Source organism: Pantoea sp. X-Soil-YNGN-785 (assembly GCF_059730585.1).
Map to the genome: position 1 here is coordinate 2170664 of NZ_AP035942.1, position 19566 is coordinate 2190229.

General features: G+C 54.0%; 24 protein-coding genes. 12 read left to right on the top strand and 12 right to left on the bottom strand.

Going from position 1 to position 19566, the window contains the following annotated elements:
- Nucleotides 1–21: 21 nt before the first annotated feature.
- The 3 genes from trpB to AC6I8E_RS10100 all read left to right on the top strand — a co-directional run bounded on the left by trpB (nucleotide 22) and on the right by AC6I8E_RS10100 (nucleotide 2479).
- A complete protein-coding gene (trpB, locus tag AC6I8E_RS10090; RefSeq protein ID WP_312214912.1) occupies nucleotides 22–1212 on the top strand; it encodes a tryptophan synthase subunit beta in 1191 nt (396 codons plus the stop codon).
- Nucleotides 1212–2015, top strand: coding sequence for a tryptophan synthase subunit alpha (gene trpA, locus AC6I8E_RS10095; protein ID WP_497823945.1), 804 nt, complete (start codon nucleotides 1212–1214; stop codon nucleotides 2013–2015). Before trpB ends, trpA begins: the two co-directional genes overlap by 1 nt.
- A 149-nt stretch (nucleotides 2016–2164) precedes the next feature.
- Nucleotides 2165–2479, top strand: coding sequence for a BON domain-containing protein (locus tag AC6I8E_RS10100; RefSeq protein ID WP_009089937.1), 315 nt, complete (start codon nucleotides 2165–2167; stop codon nucleotides 2477–2479).
- 48 nt (nucleotides 2480–2527) lie between these two features.
- On the opposite strand, the gene ompW is transcribed toward AC6I8E_RS10100, so the two are convergent.
- Entirely contained in the window at nucleotides 2528–3160 is a 633-nt protein-coding gene (gene ompW, locus AC6I8E_RS10105; RefSeq protein ID WP_033732824.1) for an outer membrane protein OmpW, read from the bottom strand.
- A 254-nt stretch (nucleotides 3161–3414) separates the two neighbouring features.
- Here ompW and AC6I8E_RS10110 point away from each other — a divergent pair, with 254 nt between their 5' ends.
- From AC6I8E_RS10110 to yciA, 4 genes are read left to right on the top strand one after another with little or no spacing between them, the layout of a single operon-like run.
- Entirely contained in the window at nucleotides 3415–3831 is a 417-nt protein-coding gene (locus tag AC6I8E_RS10110; protein ID WP_013358029.1) for a YkgJ family cysteine cluster protein, read from the top strand.
- Between the two features lie 27 nt (nucleotides 3832–3858).
- On the top strand, nucleotides 3859–4593 hold the full coding sequence (locus tag AC6I8E_RS10115) for a YciC family protein (protein WP_013358030.1): 735 nt from the start codon (nucleotides 3859–3861) through the stop codon (nucleotides 4591–4593).
- A 51-nt stretch (nucleotides 4594–4644) separates the two neighbouring features.
- On the top strand, nucleotides 4645–5184 hold the full coding sequence (locus tag AC6I8E_RS10120; RefSeq protein WP_013358031.1) for a septation protein A: 540 nt from the start codon (nucleotides 4645–4647) through the stop codon (nucleotides 5182–5184).
- A 59-nt stretch (nucleotides 5185–5243) separates the two neighbouring features.
- Complete coding sequence (yciA, locus tag AC6I8E_RS10125; protein ID WP_013358032.1) at nucleotides 5244–5666, top strand: acyl-CoA thioester hydrolase YciA; 423 nt, start codon at nucleotides 5244–5246, stop codon at nucleotides 5664–5666.
- A gap of 36 nt (nucleotides 5667–5702) precedes the next feature.
- On the opposite strand, the gene tonB is transcribed toward yciA, so the two are convergent.
- Nucleotides 5703–6452 carry a TonB system transport protein TonB gene (tonB, locus tag AC6I8E_RS10130; RefSeq protein ID WP_278496277.1) on the bottom strand — a complete coding sequence of 250 codons (750 nt, stop codon included), beginning with the start codon at nucleotides 6450–6452 and terminating at the stop codon, nucleotides 5703–5705.
- Nucleotides 6453–6649: 197 nt separating this feature from the next.
- On the opposite strand from tonB, the gene AC6I8E_RS10135 reads away from it, so the two are divergent.
- Nucleotides 6650–6946: a YciI family protein gene (locus tag AC6I8E_RS10135; protein WP_003853909.1), complete on the top strand. Its 297-nt coding sequence runs from the start codon at nucleotides 6650–6652 to the stop codon at nucleotides 6944–6946.
- Between the two features lie 76 nt (nucleotides 6947–7022).
- The gene (locus AC6I8E_RS10140) at nucleotides 7023–7208 is read left to right on the top strand and encodes a hypothetical protein (protein WP_041456886.1); all 186 of its coding nucleotides are present in this window, start codon (nucleotides 7023–7025) and stop codon (nucleotides 7206–7208) included.
- Nucleotides 7209–7400: 192 nt separating this feature from the next.
- Here the strand turns inward: AC6I8E_RS10140 and ycgZ are convergent, their stop codons facing one another.
- A complete protein-coding gene (gene ycgZ / locus AC6I8E_RS10145; protein ID WP_033732828.1) occupies nucleotides 7401–7643 on the bottom strand; it encodes a regulatory protein YcgZ in 243 nt (80 codons plus the stop codon).
- Nucleotides 7644–7988: 345 nt separating this feature from the next.
- Between ycgZ and AC6I8E_RS10150 the strand changes: the two genes are divergently transcribed.
- A complete protein-coding gene (locus AC6I8E_RS10150) occupies nucleotides 7989–8306 on the top strand; it encodes a hypothetical protein (protein ID WP_013358036.1) in 318 nt (105 codons plus the stop codon).
- Between the two features lie 22 nt (nucleotides 8307–8328).
- Here AC6I8E_RS10150 and AC6I8E_RS10155 read toward each other — a convergent pair whose 3' ends face one another.
- Nucleotides 8329–8502, bottom strand: coding sequence for a YciY family protein (locus AC6I8E_RS10155; RefSeq protein WP_095707117.1), 174 nt, complete (start codon nucleotides 8500–8502; stop codon nucleotides 8329–8331).
- Between the two features lie 170 nt (nucleotides 8503–8672).
- On the opposite strand from AC6I8E_RS10155, the gene cls reads away from it, so the two are divergent.
- Nucleotides 8673–10133 (top strand): cardiolipin synthase, encoded by a 1461-nt coding sequence (cls, locus tag AC6I8E_RS10160; RefSeq protein WP_497823946.1) that lies wholly within the window; start codon nucleotides 8673–8675, stop codon nucleotides 10131–10133.
- Nucleotides 10134–10178: 45 nt separating this feature from the next.
- Entirely contained in the window at nucleotides 10179–10502 is a 324-nt protein-coding gene (locus AC6I8E_RS10165; protein WP_003853921.1) for an HI1450 family dsDNA-mimic protein, read from the top strand.
- A 43-nt stretch (nucleotides 10503–10545) separates the two neighbouring features.
- Here AC6I8E_RS10165 and oppF read toward each other — a convergent pair whose 3' ends face one another.
- The 8 genes from oppF to AC6I8E_RS10205 form a co-directional block, all read right to left on the bottom strand.
- Nucleotides 10546–11547 carry a murein tripeptide/oligopeptide ABC transporter ATP binding protein OppF gene (oppF, locus tag AC6I8E_RS10170; RefSeq protein WP_013358039.1) on the bottom strand — a complete coding sequence of 334 codons (1002 nt, stop codon included), beginning with the start codon at nucleotides 11545–11547 and terminating at the stop codon, nucleotides 10546–10548.
- Nucleotides 11544–12557 carry an ABC transporter ATP-binding protein gene (locus tag AC6I8E_RS10175; RefSeq protein WP_013358040.1) on the bottom strand — a complete coding sequence of 338 codons (1014 nt, stop codon included), beginning with the start codon at nucleotides 12555–12557 and terminating at the stop codon, nucleotides 11544–11546. Before AC6I8E_RS10175 ends, oppF begins: the two co-directional genes overlap by 4 nt.
- An 11-nt stretch (nucleotides 12558–12568) precedes the next feature.
- Nucleotides 12569–13477, bottom strand: coding sequence for an oligopeptide ABC transporter permease OppC (gene oppC / locus AC6I8E_RS10180; RefSeq protein ID WP_013358041.1), 909 nt, complete (start codon nucleotides 13475–13477; stop codon nucleotides 12569–12571).
- Nucleotides 13478–13491: 14 nt separating this feature from the next.
- Entirely contained in the window at nucleotides 13492–14412 is a 921-nt protein-coding gene (gene oppB / locus AC6I8E_RS10185) for an oligopeptide ABC transporter permease OppB (RefSeq protein WP_013358042.1), read from the bottom strand.
- A gap of 92 nt (nucleotides 14413–14504) precedes the next feature.
- Entirely contained in the window at nucleotides 14505–16145 is a 1641-nt protein-coding gene (gene oppA / locus AC6I8E_RS10190; RefSeq protein ID WP_497823947.1) for an oligopeptide ABC transporter substrate-binding protein OppA, read from the bottom strand.
- Nucleotides 16146–16299: 154 nt separating this feature from the next.
- Nucleotides 16300–17835 (bottom strand): ABC transporter substrate-binding protein, encoded by a 1536-nt coding sequence (locus AC6I8E_RS10195; RefSeq protein ID WP_497824702.1) that lies wholly within the window; start codon nucleotides 17833–17835, stop codon nucleotides 16300–16302.
- Nucleotides 17798–17953, bottom strand: a complete 156-nt coding sequence (locus tag AC6I8E_RS10200; protein ID WP_497824715.1) for a hypothetical protein — start codon at nucleotides 17951–17953, stop codon at nucleotides 17798–17800. The genes AC6I8E_RS10195 and AC6I8E_RS10200 overlap by 38 nt, the downstream gene beginning before the upstream one ends.
- A gap of 553 nt (nucleotides 17954–18506) precedes the next feature.
- Nucleotides 18507–19154, bottom strand: coding sequence for a YchE family NAAT transporter (locus AC6I8E_RS10205; protein ID WP_013358045.1), 648 nt, complete (start codon nucleotides 19152–19154; stop codon nucleotides 18507–18509).
- Nucleotides 19155–19566: the final 412 nt, after the last annotated feature.

The window sequence follows — 19566 nt, forward strand, 5'->3', positions numbered from 1 at the left end:
CCCGAGAAAGGAAGATAAAAAATGACGTTACTGAATCCCTACTTTGGCGAATTTGGCGGAATGTATGTTCCGCAAATCCTGATGCCAGCCCTGCGCCAGCTGGAACAGGCGTTTGTCGACGCCCAGAAAGATCCCGAGTTTCAGGCCGAATTTACCGACCTGCTGAAGAACTACGCGGGCCGTCCTACTGCCCTGACGCTGTGTAAAAATCTGACGAAAGGCACCAAAACCCGCCTCTATCTCAAGCGTGAAGATCTGCTGCACGGTGGCGCGCATAAAACCAACCAGGTGCTGGGTCAGGCGCTGTTAGCCAAACGCATGGGCAAAAACGAAATCATTGCCGAGACCGGTGCCGGTCAGCATGGCGTCGCTTCTGCGCTGGCCTGTGCGCTGCTGGGCATGAAATGCCGCATCTATATGGGCGCGAAAGATGTCGAGCGTCAGTCCCCTAACGTGTTCCGTATGCGTCTGATGGGCGCAGAAGTGATCCCGGTTCACAGCGGCTCCGCCACGCTGAAAGATGCCTGTAACGAAGCGCTGCGTGACTGGTCCGGCAGCTATGAGACCTCACACTACATGCTCGGCACTGCGGCGGGTCCGCATCCCTTCCCGACTATCGTGCGTGAGTTCCAGCGCATGATTGGTGAAGAGACCAAAAAGCAGATTATGGAAAGAGAAGGCCGCCTGCCCGATGCGATCCTCGCCTGCGTAGGCGGCGGTTCAAATGCCATCGGGATGTTTGCCGACTTTATCGATGAAACCAGCGTGAAGCTGATCGGCGTTGAGCCTGCGGGTCACGGCATTGAAACCGGCGAGCATGGCGCACCGCTTAAACATGGTCGCGTCGGCATCTACTTCGGTATGAAATCGCCGATGATGCAGACCCACGATGGCCAGATTGAGGAGTCTTATTCCATCTCTGCCGGCCTCGACTTCCCATCGGTCGGTCCGCAGCATGCGCATCTGAACAGCATTGGTCGCGCGGAGTATGTCTCTATTACCGATAATGAGGCGATGGACGCCTTTAAACAGCTGTGTCGCGCAGAAGGGATTATTCCGGCGCTGGAGTCTTCTCACGCCCTGGCGCACGCCCTGAAGATGATTCACGCTGAACCAGAAAAAGAGCAGTTGATTGTGGTCAACCTCTCTGGCCGCGGCGACAAAGATATTTTCACCGTTCATGACATTCTGACAGCGCAGGGAGAAATCTGATGGAACGTTACAATCAACTGTTTACGCGGCTGTCAGCGAATAACGAAGGCGCTTTCGTTCCTTTCGTTACGCTGGGCGATCCCTCTCCGGAGCTTTCACTGCGCGTGATTGACGCGCTGGTGGAAGGTGGTGCAGATGCACTGGAGCTGGGTATTCCCTTCTCCGATCCGCTGGCAGATGGCCCGACCATTCAGAACGCGACGCTGCGCGCCTTTGCGGCGGGCACCAACACCAGCCAATGTTTTGAAATGCTGGCGACTATCCGCCGTAAATACCCGGATCTGCCGATTGGCTTGCTAATGTACGCTAACCTGGTCTTCACCAACGGCGTGGATGAGTTCTATGCCCGTTGTGCTGAAGCCGGTGTGGATTCAGTGCTGGTGGCGGATGTGCCGGTTGAAGAGTCTGCGCCCTTCCGTCAGGCAGCGCTGCGTCATGGTGTCGCACCCATCTTTATCTGTCCGCCTAACGCCAGCGATGAGCTGCTGCGTGAGATCGCGTCACACGGACGGGGTTACACCTATCTGCTGTCACGCGCGGGTGTGACCGGTGCTGAAAACCGCGCCAGCCTGCCGCTGAAGCATCTGATCGACAAGCTGCGTGAATACCACGCCGCGCCACCGCTGCAGGGCTTTGGTATTTCAGAACCGGAACAGGTGAAGGAGGCGATCGCTGCCGGTGCAGCGGGCGCTATCTCCGGCTCTGCGATTGTCAGAATCATTGAAAAACACCATGCAGAGCCTGAGGTCATGCTGAGTGAAATGAAGAATTTTGTCAGCCGCCTCAAGGCCGCCAGCCGTTAATCCTGCCATCATGCCTTATCGCGCGATAAGGCATGATTTGTTTCCTTTTTTTTCATTCCGCTATTTGCCCTTTTTGCAAAATCTGCACCACAATGACAATGCGCCGTTACGGTAACGTCGCATCCATTTTGTGACAGGGAGAGAAAGCAATGAAATTCGTTAAACTGCTGACAGGTGCTGTACTGGCGGGCGTGGTTGCGCTGACACTGAGCGCCTGTGCGCCAACCGCAACCAAAGAGGGAACCGGTGGCTATATTGATGACACCGTGGTGACCACTAAAGTTAAAGGTGAACTGCTGAAAGATGACTCGCTGAAATCGACTGAAATCAACGTAGAAACCTTTAAAGGTAAAGTTCAGCTGAGCGGTTTTGTTTCATCACCACAGATGGCGAATCGTGCCGTTCAGGTTACGCGCAGCGTGCCGGGCGTGAAATCAGTCGTCAACAATATGCAGATCAAATAACGTCTTAACAGACAAAAAAAGGCCGCTCATTCAGCGGCCTTTTTCTCATCAGAACCGGTATCCCGCCCCGAAGAAGAAGACCCATGGGTCGATGCGCATATTGATGTTCTGCTGCTCGCCAGCGGCTTTGAACTTCACTTCCGTATCAATATCCATGTACCACACCGACGCATTCAGCATCCAGTCGCGGTTAATCTGGTAATCCAGACCGACCTGGCCCGCCACACCCCAGGAATCCTTGACGCTGAGATCGGTCAGGCCAGCATCGCGACCGGTCTGGTTAAAGTCGGCATCATAAAAGGTGGTGTAGTTGATCCCCACGCCAACGTAAGGGCGCGCTTTGCTTTTACTGTCGAAGAAGTAGTACTGCGCCATCAGCGTCGGCGGTAACTGGCGTACGGTAGCCAGCGTACCGGTCGGGCCAAGACCCACTTTGTGACGGAAAGGCGTGGCGGCCAGTAACTCGACACCGATATTGTCCGTTGCCATGTACGTGAAGGTCAGTCCCAGCTGCGTGTCGTTAGTGGCGCTGAACTCACCCATACCTAACACGTTATCGGAACCCTCGGTGGGCCGGACGGTGGCGCTGCCGGCACGCATAAAGAAGTCGCCTGCTTCGTGGGCCATCGCCAGTTGAGGCAGAGCCAGGGCCAGCAGCATCGCGCATTTTGCCAGTTTCATTATCACTCCTTTGCTTAATGTTAATGTCGCGAACGGAATCGCTTTTTTTGCTGGCAATTATTTAACGTGATTTACAGAAAATTGCACTCAGTAGCCCTGAGATAAATTACTTAAAAAACAATGAATTGATTTAGATCAATTTCGGCGCTTTCAGCAGCACGCAAATACCGCTTGCTGAATAATTTTGCCAGCTCTATGTTGCTTATCTTCATTGTTGATTTTGGTTCGATGCCCTGGGAGGGGCGGGTGATCAAATGAGTGAACTCTCTAACCCTTGTGTCAGCTGTGGCGCCTGCTGCGCCCATTTCCGCGTCTCATTTTACTGGGCTGAAGCCGACGATGCGGGCGGTCTGGTGCCCACAGAATTAACAGAGCCGTTAAGCCTGTTAATGCGCAACATGCGTGGTACGAACGATCGTGCGCCTCGCTGCGTCGCCCTGCAGGGTGACATTGGCGGCTGCGTTTCCTGCGGCATTTATGAACAACGCCCGACGCCCTGTCGGGAGTTCTCAATGTCGGGTGAAGAAGGTATCCATAACGAAGCCTGCGATCGCGCCCGCGCGCGTTATGGCCTTCCTCCCCTTTTTGCGCCCTCTTTACCTCATATTACAGAAAGTTATGCCCTGCCGGGTGCCCCGGAGCTGCCAGAACATGTACAATCGCCGGGTTAATTAACCCGGTTCCTCCAAGGAGTGTACATGTCTATCACGGCAAGCTCGTTATACCGTGACACAGGAAATTTCGCGCGCCATCAACTGGCTACGGTGCTGTTGATGTCGCTGCTGGCCGCGTTTGTCACCGTCATGCTGGTGCATGTGCTGACACCTGGTGCCGATCAGATGGCCATCCTGCAGCAGGGCGATGACAGCGCCAGTTCGTTGTTTGAGATAGTGCAGAATATGTCACCGGAACAGCAACAGGTGCTGCTGCGCGCCTCGGCGGCCAGCACCTTTGCCGCGCTGATGGGGAATACGCTGCTGCTTGGCGGTATGCTCTATCTGATTCCGATGGTCTCTTCCGGCCAGCGCGTCAGTGCGTTGCGGGCCATTGGCGCGTCAGCACCGCTGCTGCCAAAGCTGCTGCTGCTCACCTTCCTGATGACGCTGGTCGCGCAGCTGGGCTTTATGGTGCTGGTGGTGCCAGGCATTCTGCTGACGATCCTGCTGTCGCTGGCGCCAGTGATGGTGGCCAGTGAGAAGATGGGTGTCTTTGCTGCCATGCGCGCCAGCATGCGGATGGCGTGGAAGAATGTCAGGCTGATCGCCCCGGCAATTCTGCTCTGGCTGCTGGCTAAAGTCATTGTGATGCTCTTCTTCTCATCGCTGACGGTATTACCCCTCAATGTCTCGTCGGTGATTTTTACCGCGGCAGGCAATGTGGTTTCAGCCATGTTGATTATCTATCTCTATCGGCTCTATATGCTGTTACGTTGATTGACGGTGTGCCTTCGGACACATTCGCAGCCAACTCTGAATGGAAAAACTATGAAGCAGCTACTCGACTTTCTTCCCCTGGTGGTCTTTTTCATCTTCTACAAGCTGTATGACATTTTTGTCGCCTCGGGCGCACTGATTGTGGCCACCGGCCTGGCCCTGGTCGTCAGCTGGGTGCTCTATCGCAAACTGGAAAAGATGACGATTTTCACCTTTGTGCTGGTGGCCGTCTTTGGCACCCTGACGCTGGTGTTCCACAACGATGAGTTCATTAAGTGGAAAGTCACGGTGATCTACACCCTGTTTGCCGCTGCCCTGCTTTACAGCCAGTGGTTTATGCAGCAGACGCTGATTCAGCGCATGCTGGGTAAAGAGCTGCAGTTGCCTGATGCGGTCTGGCGTCGGCTGAACGTCGCCTGGGCGCTGTTCTTTCTGATCTGCGGCCTGGTGAACATCTATGTCGCCTTTTGGTTATCTCAGGCGTTTTGGGTTAACTTTAAAGTGTTCGGTCTCTCCGGTCTGACCTTACTGTTTACCCTGCTCAGCGGGCTTTATATCTGGCGTCAGATGCCGCAGCAGGAACAAAAATAATCATCTGCCCGGTACGCCGGGCATTTTTTTAGCATTCATCTGCATAAGAAGTGGAAGCAATGAGCGAAAAACATAAATTGCCGCAAGGCGAAATGGTGCTGCGTACGCTCGCCATGCCGGCAGATACCAACGCCAATGGCGATATTTTTGGCGGCTGGCTGATGTCTCAGATGGATATGGGCGGCGCTATCCTGGCGAAAGAGATCGCTGAAGGGCGCGTTGTTACCGTGCGCGTCGACGGCATGTCATTTATGAAGCCTGTCGCGGTGGGTGACGTGGTGAGCTGTCATGCAAGCTGTCTCCGGACCGGCAACAGTTCGATGACGATTAATGTGGAAGTGTGGATTAAAAAAGTGTCGTCTGAGCCCATCGGACAGACCTACTGTGCCACAGAGGCGGTCTTTATTTATGTGGCGGTCGACAATGAGGGCAATTCACGTCCTCTGCCAGCCGGTCGTGCCAATCAGCAGCCTGCCGGATAAGTAACGGGTCAGGCGGCTTCTGCCTGACCCGACGCCTTATTCAATGCTGGCACCACCATTAATTTTAAACACAATATTCATGGTAAGACCCTGTCCTGGCTGTCCGCTCTGATAGCGCCATTTTTTCATCGCCTGCTTAACATCCCGCTCAAACATATTGCGCGGTTCAGCAGAGAGAATCTGGATGTTATCCACCCGTCCGTCGCTGTCCACATCAAACTTCACCCTGACACGCCCTTCTACCCGCAATGCAAAAGCACGTTGAGGATAACCAGGCTTACTCACGCTCAGTGCCTTAGGGCCGTTTGATGCCGACGCGGTAGGAGCCGGCGTCGCTTTTGGTGCCGTCGCCGGTTTGCTTTGCGTCGCCGGTGCTTCCTGCTTAAACGGATCGGCCTGAGGCTTACTCTCCTGACGCGGCTTCACCTCGCGTTTTGGCTGCTGCCGTTTGTGCTCCGGCTTTGGTTTAGGCTTCGGCTTCGGTTCAGGTTTCGGAATGGGTACCGGCTCCGCTTTTGGCGGTTCCGGCACGGGCTGCGGTTCCGGCTCCGGTTCAGGCTGCGGTTCAGGTTGTGGCGCAGGCGGCTCTGCGATAGCCGGTGCAGGCTCGGGCTGAACTTCAGGCGCGACCATGGTAACGCTGATGGGCTGGGATGCTTTGGGTACCTCAATCACCTGCTGGAATGAAGCATAAAGAATTCCGGCAATCACGACGCCATGCAGCGCAACAGACAACAACATAGAGACAGGGGTGCGTTTAGGTAATGGCATAGTCAGCGTAGTCATAACAGTCGCAGTGATTGAATAGAACAGCGATTTTAAATGCAAATAGCAATCAGTTTCAATAACTCCCGCCATCCGGCCTGAAGAAAAGCGCTTTTTAGCCCTTTATGCTGAGCCATTAACCGCCCACAGGTTTCGTTTGCACTCTAATCGTCAATCCCTTAACGTGTTGCAAAATTCTGATAACCAGGAGTTCCTTAGTGCTTTACGTCATTTATGCAGAAGATACTGCAGAGTCACTGGAAAAACGTAACGCCGTGCGCCCTGCCCACCTGGCGCGACTCAAACTGCTGCAGGAAGAGGGACGCCTGATCATCGCAGGCCCGATGCCTGCTGTGGATAGCAACGATCCTGGCGTGGCGGGCTTCACCGGCTCAACCGTTATTGCTGAGTTCCCATCATTAGAAGCCGCGCAGTCCTGGGCCCAGGATGATCCTTACTTTGCGGCGGGCGTCTACAAACAGGTCTCGGTTAAACCGTTTAAACGCGTCTTCTGATAACGTATCTGCAGTCAGAATGGCTTCTGTGCCTGGCACAGAAGCCATTTTTGCTTTGAATATTCAGAGAGGAAAGATGCAGATAATCATTCTGGGGCTGCTGGCAATGATCGCTTTACTGATTGGCGGTGCGCTATACCTCTGGCGAACAAAGGGCTGGCGTAATAAAAAGCAGTGGATTGTGATGCTGATCGTGCTGGCGGCAGCACTGCAGTTGGTGAATGTCACGCTGATGATGACGTCACAACGTCTTTCGGGTTAATTATTCATACAGCTTATTAACGTGAATACCCTCTGCGAAACAGGGCTTTCGCACTGCATTACGCCTCTGCCCATACGGCTGAACGCGACGATCTCTGTATAACCGTTAAGCGCTTATTCATGGCTAAGCGGGCCTGCCTGCTCAGTTAACCCGCTTTGATTTCCCGTCACTCACTGGCATAGTTGCGTTGAATTAACCCCTGTCCAGAATCAGACCGATCAGCGCATGATAGTGCTGCTCTTCTTCCGGGCTGGTGACATGCTGTAAACGGCTGATGAGTTTTGAGCAAATCGCTTTACGATTCAGGCTACGACCAGAGGCGATAATTTCCGTCACCACAGAACCCAGAATGGCCTGCTGGGAAGGCTGCGCAGCACTGTGTAAATAAGCGGAGATGTCAGATACTGAAGCGGGAATACGAACGTTAGTCTGCATGGTTGACCCTCATAGGATTCATTAAAAGTTACTAACCGATGCGGTAAAGTTATACAACAACGCCTCCCTTGTACAGGTATTTAACGCAAAAGATTGCCCTGCCTGGTGATTAAATCGATAAACCCTTACTTAACAATAACTTGATAAAATGTAAAGTTGTACAGGTTTAACGTCAGCGGTTGTACACCCCCACAAATACACCCTGAGGTGGCCTGTTCAGCCTTAAAAAATGATCTCTGTGTCATTTTTTTAGCAGTCGGGAGGAATTATCTGGCAGAGCTGTCTACATTTAGCTTTTGTGAGTTAAACCTCTGAATGGAAGCACAGCGGAATCGCGGGCAAATTATGAATAAAACGTATCCCGGCCAGGCACTTACTCTGCTCGACCCACTGTTATCACGAATTGTGGCGATTGTTGATCCGAAAATCGAAGTCATGAGTGGTTACCCTGCAAACTGCTCTGCGTGGCTGACCATCTATTACCAGCGTAAATCGGGAAAATGGTCTTACGAATGGTACGATCGGACGGGATATCGCAGACCGACGGCGCTGGGCAGCACGATGGAGTGCCTGATGCGCGAAGTCACCGACCGGGGTGCGTCGCGTCAGGAGCATTCAATGGCGCGACGCGTCATGGCAGAATCGGGATTTTTTGAAGCCTGAACAGGGCTGCTCCCGACATAACCTAGACTAACTGTGTAATAAACAGGATCGAGCGTCGTTGCTGCTGGGCCAGCTGATGGCGAATGCAATGGATACGCTTGTAACGCCGCGACTGTCCTTCCAGCCAGCGGGAGCGGCGGCGATGCACCTGACGTAACATTCTCCAGCGCGCCACTTCATTTCTGCTTCTTTTCATCACTTCCTCTCTGACTTCATACGTGCAAGACCTGTGCGAGGGCATTATAGAGATCTCCGCCGTAATGCCAAATCAGATCTCTCATCGAGACTGTCCGGGATAAAGGGTTTCGCTAGCGGTGATCTGCACGTAAACTTGCCAGACGAAAGCGCGAACGGGATGTCCACTTTATGACCACTTTTTATACCCTGATCAGCTGGTTGCTGGTATTTGGTTACTGGCTGCTGATCGCCGGGGTTACGCTGCGCGTGTTAATGAAGCGCCGGGCCGTAACCTCGGCGATGGCATGGCTGCTGGTAATCTATATTCTGCCGCTGGTGGGTATTATCGCTTATCTCTTGTTTGGTGAACTGCATCTGGGCAAACGTCGCGCGGAGCGCGCCCGCACCATGTGGCCGTCGACCGCCCGCTGGCTCAACGACCTGAAACAGTGCCGTGAAATTTTTGCAACCGAGCACAGCGACGTTGCCCGTTCACTGTTTGAGCTTTGCTACCATCGTCAGGGCATTGCCGGGGTCAAGGGCAACCAGCTCCAGCTGCTCACCAGCGCGGACGACGTCATGCAGGCGCTGATTCGTGATATCCAGCTGGCCCGTCATAACATTGAGATGGTGTTTTACATCTGGCATCCCGGCGGACTGGCGGATGAGGTTGCAGAATCGCTGATGGCCGCATCACGCCGTGGCGTTCATTGCCGACTGCTGCTCGACTCCGCAGGCAGCGTCAACTTTTTCCGCAGCCCGTGGGTCGGCATGATGCGCAACGCCGGTATTGACGTCGTGGAAGCCTTACAGGTCAGCCTGCTGCGCGTGTTCCTGCGACGGATGGATTTGCGTCAGCATCGCAAAATCGTTCTGATTGATAATTACATCGCCTATACCGGCAGCATGAACCTGGTGGATCCGCGCTTCTTTAAACAGAGCGCGGGTGTGGGCCAGTGGATTGACCTGATGGCGCGTATGGAAGGCCCGGTCGCGACCGCGATGGGCATTGTGTTCAGCTGTGACTGGGAGATTGAGACCGGCAAACGTATTCTGCCACCACCGCCCGATCGCAACATCATGCCGTTTGAGCAGGAGAGCGGCCACACCGTGCAGGTGATCGCCTCCGGTCCTGGCTTCCCGGAGGATATGATCCATCAGGCGCTGCTGACCGCGGTTTATTCCGCGCGTGAACAGCTGATTATGACCACACCCTACTTAGTGCCGAGCGACGATCTGCTGCATGCTATCTGCACGGCCGCACAGCGTGGCGTCAGTGTCAGCGTGATTGTGCCGCGTCACAATGACTCGCTGCTGGTCGGCTGGGCCAGCCGCTCCTTCTTCAGCGAACTGCTGGAAGCGGGCGTGAAGATCTATCAGTTTGAAGATGGGCTGTTGCACACTAAAAGCGTGCTGGTCGACGGACAGCTGAGTCTGGTGGGAACCGTCAATCTCGATATGCGCAGTTTATGGCTGAATTTTGAAGTAACGCTGGTGGTGGATGATGCCGGATTTGGCAGCGATCTCGCCTGTGTGCAGGATGACTATATCGCCCGCTCACGCCTGCTGGATGGCAAGCGCTGGGCAAAACGTGCGTGGTGGCAGCGCATCGTCGAACGACTGTTTTACTTCTTCAGCCCTTTACTGTAAAACGAGCCAGATTGTGTAAATGGCCGCAGGCCGACAGGACAGACTATGGATTTGAATAATCGCCTTACCGAAGATGAAACGCTGGAACAGGCCTACGATATTTTTCTTGAACTGGCCGTCGACAATCTCGACCCGGCAGACGTCATTCTCTTCAATCTGCAGTTCGAAGAGCGCGGTGGCGCAGAGCTGTTTGATCCCTCTGAAGACTGGAAAGATCATGTCGATTTCGATCTGAACCCGGACTTTTTTGCCGAGGTGGTCATCGGGCTGGGTGAAGCGGATGGTGAGCCGATCACTGATGTCTTTGCCCGCGTGCTGCTGTGCCGCGAGAAAGATCACAAGCTCTGTCATATCCTGTGGCGCGAGTAAGCATCAGATAACAAAACGCCGGGCAATTGCCCGGCGTTTTGCTTTATAGCGGATCGACCTTCAGACAGGAGACCGCATGGTGGAAACTGCCTTCCAGCAGCGGCCGGGTTTTCGCACACTCCGGGCCGGCGATCGGACAGCGGGTGCGGAACACGCAGCCTGACGGCGGATTAATCGGCGACGGCAACTCCCCTTCCAGCAGCTGAATCTGCTTGTTCTTTTCCAGATCGGGATCGGGAATCGGCACGGCAGACATCAGCGCACGGGTGTATGGATGCTGCGGATTGCTGTAGACCTCGCTGTAGGTACCCAGCTCCACCGCATGCCCCAGATACATTACCAGCACACGGTCAGAGATATGCTTCACCACAGCCAGATCGTGAGCAATGAAGATGAGCGACAGCCCCATCTCACGCTGTAACTGCTGCAGCAGATTCACCACCTGCGCCTGAATCGAAACATCCAGCGCCGAGACCGGTTCATCGCAGATGATCAGCTTCGGCTCCAGAATCAGCGCACGGGCGATACCGATACGCTGACACTGACCGCCCGAAAACTCATGCGGGTAGCGGTTAATCAGGTTAGGCAGCAGCCCCACTTTCATCATCATATTTTTGACGCGGTCTTTCACTTCCTGCCGCGCCATTTTCGGATGGTAGGTGCGCAGTGGCTCGGCGATGATATCGCCGATGGTCATACGCGGGTTCAGCGATGCCAGCGGGTCCTGGAATATCATCTGGATATCGCTGCGCGCTTTGCGCCACTCCTCTTCACTCTGGCCGAGCAGATCGCGGCCTAACCAGGCCACTCGACCTTCTGTCGCTTTAACCAGCCCGATGATGGCGCGCGCCAGGGTCGATTTACCGCAGCCAGACTCGCCTACCACGCCCAGCGTTTCTCCCTCATAAAGGCGCAGGCTGACGCCATCCACCGCCTTCAGGGTTTTTGACGGCTGCCAGAACCATTGCCTGCCATCTTTGATGTCGAAATGGACTTTGAGGTCGGCGATTTCCAGTAACACTCTTTTTTCAGCTACGGTGCTCATACTAACTCCTCCACCGGCTTAAAGCAGGCACGCAGACGGCCATCGCCAAACGGCTCCAGCGGCGGAGCCTGGGTGCAGATATCCATGGCGTGCGAACAACGCGGCTGGAACGGACAGCCCTGCGGCAGACGCAGCAGATTGGGTGGATTGCCCGGAATGGTGGTCAGACTCTCGCCCTCCGCATCCAGGCGCGGCACTGCATTCAGCAGACCGATTGAGTAAGGGTGCGCAGGCTGATAAAAGACATCGCGGGCGCGGCCATACTCCATGGTGCGCCCGGCATACATCACCAGCACCTTGTCGCAGATCCCAGCTACTACGCCGAGATCGTGGGTGATCATGATAATAGCGGTGTTGAATTCACGCTTCAGATCGTTGAGCAACGTCATGATCTGCGCCTGCACCGTCACATCCAGCGCCGTAGTGGGCTCGTCAGCGATCAGCAGTTTTGGCCGGCACAGCAGCGCCATCGCGATCATCACGCGCTGACGCATCCCGCCAGAGAACTCATGCGGGTACATCTTCATGCGTTTGCGCGCTTCCGGCATTTTCACCGCGTCCAGCATTCTCACTGACTCTTCAAACGCCTGTGCGCTGTTCATTCCTTTGTGCAGCTTAAGCACTTCCATCAGCTGCTCGCCTACCCGCATATAGGGGTTCAGCGACGTCATCGGGTCCTGGAAGATCATTGCAATCTGTTCGGCGCGCAGTTTATTGAGCTGGTTCTCAGGCAGGTTCAGGATCTCTTTGCCGTTGAACATCGCCGAGCCGCCAATGCGGCCATTTTTTGCCAGCAACCCCATCAGGGCAAAGGCCGTCTGTGATTTGCCGGAACCCGACTCACCAACAATGCCCAGCGTCTCACCCGCGCGCAGCGAGAAGTTCAGGTCATTAACAGCGGTCACATCCCCATCGTGCGTGCCAAAGGTCACGCGTAAATCTTTGACCGTAAGTAGCTGTTCGCTTCCCGCGCGGGCCGCCATTGCTGGCTGAAATTCATGAATAGTCATCGGGAAACTCCTTAACGATCTTTCGGGTCGAGGGCATCACGCAGGCCATCGCCGATAAAATTGAAACAGAACAGCGTCACCACCAGGAAGCCCGCCGGCCAGAGCAGCAGCCACGGCGACACCTCCATCGAGTTGGCGCCGTCGCTGAGCAGTGCGCCCCAGCTGCTTAAAGGCTCCTGCGTACCCAGACCCAGGAAGCTCAGGAAGGATTCAAACAGGATCATGCTTGGCACCAGCAGCGAGGCGTAAACCACCACTACGCCCAGCACGTTCGGCACGATATGGCGCACCACGATTTTCCAGGTTGATACCCCGCCGACATGGGCCGCTTCGATAAACTCTTTACGCTTCAGGCTCAGCGTCTGGCCGCGCACAATACGCGCCATATCCAGCCACGAAACCATGCCGATAGCGGCAAAAATCAGCAGGATGTTGCGACCAAAGAAGGTCACCAGCAGGATCACGAAGAACATAAACGGGAAGGAGTTGAGAATTTCCAGAATACGCATCATCACCGAGTCCGTTTTGCCGCCGAGATAGCCAGCAATCGAACCGTAAAGCGTGCCCACGATCACCGCGATCAGCGCAGAGGCCACACCCACCATCAGCGAGATGCGACCACCAATCGCCACGCGCACCAGCAGGTCACGACCCGATGAGTCAGTGCCGAACCAGTGGCCGGAAGTGGTATCCGGCGGCGAGGACATCATGGCCCAGTCGGTATCGTCGTAGGTGAACTGCGCCAGCATCGGCGCAAAAATCACGAACAGGGTAATCAGTAACAGTACCAGCAGGCTGATTGAGGCAGCACGGTTATGAATAAAACGACGACGCGCGTCCTGCCAGAGACTGCGCCCTTCTACTTCCAGCTTCTCACTGAACGCATCAAGAGCTTCGCTGTTTTTCTTACTTAACATCATGGCGAACTCCGCTATCAGTAACGAATTTTTGGATCGATAACGGCATAGAGCACGTCAACAATCGCGTTGAAGACAATGGTCAGCAAACCGACCAGAATGGTCAGGCTCATCACCAGTGAGTAGTCACGGTTCAGCGCACCGTTCACAAACAGCTGACCGATACCCGGCAAACCGTAGATCGACTCAATCACCATCGAACCGGTGATGATGCCGACAAACGCCGGGCCCATGTAGGAGATCACCGGCAGCAGCGCCGGTTTCAGCGCATGACGCAGCACAATGCGGCGCAGCGGCAGGCCTTTGGCACGCGCGGTACGGATAAAGTTGGAGTGCATCACTTCAATCATCGACCCGCGGGTAATACGCGCGATACTGGCGATATATGCCAGCGACAGCGCCACCATCGGCAGCAGCATGTAGTTCCACTGACCACCATTCCAGCCGCCGCCCGGCAGCCATTTCAGGCTGATGGCGAACAGCAGGACCAGCAACGGCGCGACCACGAAACTGGGTATGACCACGCCGGTCATTGCCACCCCCATCACCGCGAAGTCCCATAACGTATTTTGTTTGAGCGCGGCGATGACGCCAGCGGTTACGCCCAGCACTATCGCCAGCAGGAACGCGGCCAGGCCGAGTTTGGCAGAAACCGGAAACGCATGTGCGACCAGATAGTTGACCGAATAGTCTTTGTATTTAAACGATGGGCCGAAATCGCCGTGCGCCAGCTGCACCAGGTAATCGACATACTGCTTACCAATGGGATCGTTGAGGTGATACTTCGCCTCAATGTTGGCCATGACTTCGGGTGCCAGCGTACGCTCGCCGGTAAAAGGACTACCGGGGGCCAGACGCATCATAAAGAAGGAGATGGTAATCAGGACGAACAGCGTCGGTAGCGCTTCAAGCAAGCGACGCAGGATGAATTTTAACATTGCCGTACCTACCAGGCTGTTGCTTCACAACATATAAAAAATTAAAAAAGGCGGCGCCAGACGCGCCGCCACTGCTGATAGCCTGAATGCTATTAGTGTTTAATGATGTAGAAGTCTTTAGACAGCGTTTTATCCAGGGGGTCTTTACCGGTGTAACCGCCGACATAAGGCTTCACCAGACGCGTATTCACGTAGTAGTAAACCGGTACGATAGTGCTGTCTTTATCCAGGATCTGTTCAGCCTTCTGATAGTCCGCTGCGCGGGCTTTCGCATCCGGCGCTTTGATCGCATCACGCACCACTTTGTCAAACGCATCGCTCTTATAGTGTGCGGTGTTACTGCTGCTGTTGGACACCATGGTGTTCAGGAATGAGGTCGGTTCGTTGTAGTCCGCACACCAGGCCGCACGCGACACATCGAAGTTACCCTGATGACGGGTATCCAGGAAGGTTTTCCACTCCTGGTTTTCCAGCTTGATGTTCACGCCGATGTTTTTCTTCCAGATCGACGAGGCGGCAATCGCCAGCTTCTTGTGCAGATCGGAGGTGTTATACAGCAGGTTAAAGGTCAGCGGTTTGTCAGCGGTGTAGCCCGCTTCAGTCAGCAGCTTCTTCGCTTCGGCATTACGTTTGTCCTGTGACCATGTGAACCAGTCTGGCGGCAGAATGTCCATGCCGTCAGTGGATGGCGGCGTGTAGCTGTAAGCTGGTTTCTGGCCCTGCGCCAGCACTTTATTCACCATGATGTCACGATCCAGACCCAGCTTCAGGGCCGCGCGCACGCGAGGATCGGTGAATGGCGCTTTCTGGTTGTTGATTTCGTAATAGTAGGTGCAGAGGTAAGGATCGACGTGCAGCTCTTTACCATTGTCACGCTGCAGCTTTTTAAACAGCTCAATCGGCAGATTGTTGTAGGTCATGTCGCTGCCGTTCTCAGAGAAGTAACGGTTAACGTCACTGACTTCAGAACTGATTGGCAGGTAGGTGACCTTGTTTAGCACGGTGTGTGCGTTATCCCAGTAGTTAGGGTTACGGACCAGGGTGATGCGCTCGTTAATCACGTGCGCGTCCAGTTTAAAGGCACCGTTGCCGACCCAGTTCTGTGGCTGGGTCCACTGCTCGCCAAACTTCTCAATTGCCGGTTTATAAACCGGTGACATGACGGAGTTAATCAGCAGCTTATCAAAATAGGGAACCGGCTCGCTCAGGGTGACTTCCAGCGTGTGGTCATCAATGGCTTTTACGCCCAGATCGGTAATCGGTTTTTTCCCGGCGATGATGTCATCGACGTTCAGGATATGACCATACTGCGGATAGCTGGCGTACGGGGACGCCGTTTTAGGATCGACCAGACGCTCCCAGCTGTAGACGAAGTCCTGCGCGGTCACCGGCTCGCCATTGGACCATTTGGCATTTTTACGTAAGTGGAACGTCCACACTTTGAAATCTTTGTTTTCGTAACTTTCCGCTACGCCCGGGATCGGTTTACCGTTGCTGTCATTGACCAGCAGACCTTCGTAAAGGTCGCGCGCCACGTTGTCTTCCGGCACGCCTTCAATTTTGTGCGGATCGAGCGACTGGACTTCATCGCCATTACCGCGAACCAGCTCCTGTTTTGCAGCCAGCTCAACGCCCGCAGGCACGGTTGCTGCTAAAGCCGCATTCCCTGCCAGGGCACTCACTGCGGCGAAAACGCCCGCTGCAATCAGGCTTTTTTTCGTGATGTTGTTCATTATTACACTCCAGTTTTATTATCGTCACCGTGGCGATGCTCTGCCCCGGCGTCCCCCGTCTCCGGGCTCCCTGGCCTGTTCCCAGGGAGATTGACCCCAAAATGGTCTGTACGCTGATGCGTGTCCCGACTGTCTCGCCGAAGCGGCGATCAGATCAGTGTTGTTTGATGAAATAGTACTTCAGGTCTGTCATGTCCTGCGGGTCTTTGCCCGTAAAGCCGCCAACCCAGGGCTTTACCAGGCGCACACTTACGCGGTAGTAAACTGGCACAATTGGTGAGTCTTTGTCGAGTTGTGTTTCAGCCTGCTGATACAGGTCGGCGCGCTGCGCCTCGCTGCCCGCCGTCAGCGTTTGCGCCATTAAGCGATCAAAGGTCGCGCTGCTGTAAAATGCGGTGTTGATCGAGGCGTTACTGATCAACATGTTCAGGAAGGTAGAGGGCTCGTTGTAATCGGCACACCAGGTGGCGCGCACTACGTCATACTGGGCCTGATGACGGGTCTCCAGCATGGTTTTCCACTCCTGATTCTGCAGCGTCACCTTCGCGCCCAGGTTTTTCTGCCACATCGATGCGGCCGCAATTGCCTGGCGTTTGTTCTGATCAGAGGTGTTATAGAGCAGCGTAAAGGTCAGCGGATGGCCGGCATCAAAGCCCGCCTCTGCCAGCAGCTTTTTCGCCGCCTCATTACGCTGCGCCTGTGTCCAGGTGAACCATTCAGGCGGGGATAGCTTAATATCAGCCGTAAAGGGTGGCGTGAGGCTATAGGCCGGAATCTGCCCCTGAGCCATGATCTTATTAGCTATCACCTCGCGATCGAGGGTCATTTTCAGCGCGGCGCGCACTCGTGCATCGGTGAACGGCGCTTTTTTGTTGTTAATTTCGTAATAGAAGGTGCAGAGCAGCGGGCTGACCTTTACTTCATCGCCCAGCTCTTTGCGCAGCTTGCCAAACATCTCCGGCGGCACCGCACTATTGGTAATGTCCGTTCCGCCGCTGCGGTAGCGATTGATATCACTGTTTTCAGAGGCGATCGGCAGGAAGGTCCCCTGCTCAATCACCGTATGCGCATTATCCCAGTAATGGGGATTACGCTTCACGACGATTTTTTCATTCACCACCCAGTCGCTCAGCGTATAGGCACCGTTACCGATATAGTGACCGGGACGGGTCCAGGCGTCGCCCCACTGCTTAATGGCTGGCGCATAAACCGGTTTCATCGCCGTATGCGCTAACATCGCCACCAGATAAGGCACCGGTTCACTCAGCGTAATCTGCAGGCGATGGGCATCCAGCGCTTTCACGCCCAGCTGGTCGGGTGACGCTTTGCCGGCAAGGATGGCATCGATACTGGCAAAATGAGCGGCCTGTGGATAGCTGGAGTAAGGCGACGCCGTTTTCGGGTCTACCAGACGACGCCAGCTATAGACGAAATCAGCGGCAGTTACCGGTTCACCATTGCTCCACTTCGCATCGTCCCGCAGAGTAAAAATCCAGACTGTGGGTTGTGGATTTTCCCAGCTTTTGGCGACGCCCGGCACGACCTGACCGCGGTTATCGGTATTAACCAGGCCATCCAGCAGGTTCTGAATAACATTGAATTCCGGCACGCCTTCGGTTTTATGCGGATCCAGCGAGGAAACTTCGCTTCCGTTATTGATCACTATTTGCTGTTGCGCTGCCAGAACCATTCCAGGCGGAACCGTGGCGGCGTAAGCCGGAGAAAAAGCCGTGAACAAAAAGAGTGCGATTGCTGACCGCTGTTGTTGCAAGTTTTTCATCCCAATCATGCGAAACGCCAACCTTCAATTAAGTATCCCGATAGGCTTAAGCAAAAAGCGTTCTCACTTTGGACTTTCGGAGAAAAAATTTACGCTGGGCCAAAAATTATCAGAAGCCGCGAAGGGGCGCCAAAACAAAATAGCTAAAATGTTAACTAATTCTCTTTTATCATGAGATGTCAGGCAGCGAAAGTGTTAATTTTCGTCCTGAAAATATTATATCGATATGAAAAATAGGCTGTTTAGCTGGAAACCTGCTTCCAGGGCGTTATGGAGCCAAAAAAAGCGTCTGTTTTGGTATTTGTATTGATAAAAACGGTAAGGACGTGATGAAATTCAGGCTGAGTATTGAAGCATGGAGATTTATCGGGTTAAGTGGAGATCAGATAGCAGATTGTCGTGTGAAAATAGTGACATTATTTTGCAAAAAAAAGTCTGTGAGCAACCCCGCAGTAATGGAATTTATAATCCTCTGTTTTTATTAAGCAGGATGAATAACTGCATTGTTATGGTGCAATAAAACGCTTTACTGCACCACTTCAGGTCACCATTTCGCTTCGCTGCATGAAATAAGTGAGTTTTTAGTTCAGTAAGCCGGGGAAAATCGACTTCATACCGGTTACGACAAATTCAATGCCCAGCGCCATCAGTAACAGCCCCATAATTCGGGTAATGACGTTAATACCGGTTTGCCCAAGAATCCGAACCATTAATGGCGCAGCCCGGAACAATAGCCAGCAGCAGAACGCAAAAATGGCAATCGCCAGCGTGAATCCCAGCAGATTTATCCAGCTGTGGTAGCGGGTACTCCAGACGATGGTCGAGCTGATGGCCCCTGGTCCCGCCATCAGTGGTAATGCCAGAGGTACTACACCCACGCTTTCACGAATCGCGGTTTCTGACTTCTCCTGTTTATTCTGCTTATCCTCGCCCAGCTTGCCGCTGATCATCGACATCGCAATGGTGACAACCAGAATGCCGCCCGCAATACGGAACGAGTCAATCGAAATGCCAAACACACGCAAAATCGCATCGCCGAGGAAAAGTGACGTCCAGAGAATAATGGCAACGGCCAGATTAGCCGTAAGGTTGGTTTTGTTACGCTCCGCCACCCCCTGATAACGCGTCATGCTGATGAACACCGGAATAATGCCTACCGGATTGACCAGCGCAAAGAGCCCGACAAAAAATTTTATATAGCCTGATAGATCTAACAGCGCTGGATTCACAACATAACTCCGTACCACAGGGGGAAAACGCGCCTAATGTATGTGAAAACGTGCAGAGACGCCAGATGTGCGCCTGGCTATTTATCCTGATGAACAGCAAAGCATTTAGCGCTTTCCGCCAGAGATTAAAAAGTGGCTGGACTTAGCCACTACCAGAAGGGCTAAGCGCAGGAGCAGACCGGCTTAACAGAAAAGCAGTAAAAAGGGGTGCTGAAAGGTGTCAGCTTGCGCTTAAATTGATCTGCATCAAAATTGACCTACCCCAAACCAGGTAATCTTTTCTTAACGGAAGTATAAGCGTCAGCGAAAGAAAGCTCTTTAACGCCAGCAGAAGACTCGTTCAGTAAACAGTTGAAAATCCACGCGTTACCTGCCAGCCAGTCACGTTATTTCAGCGTGACTATACTCAGGA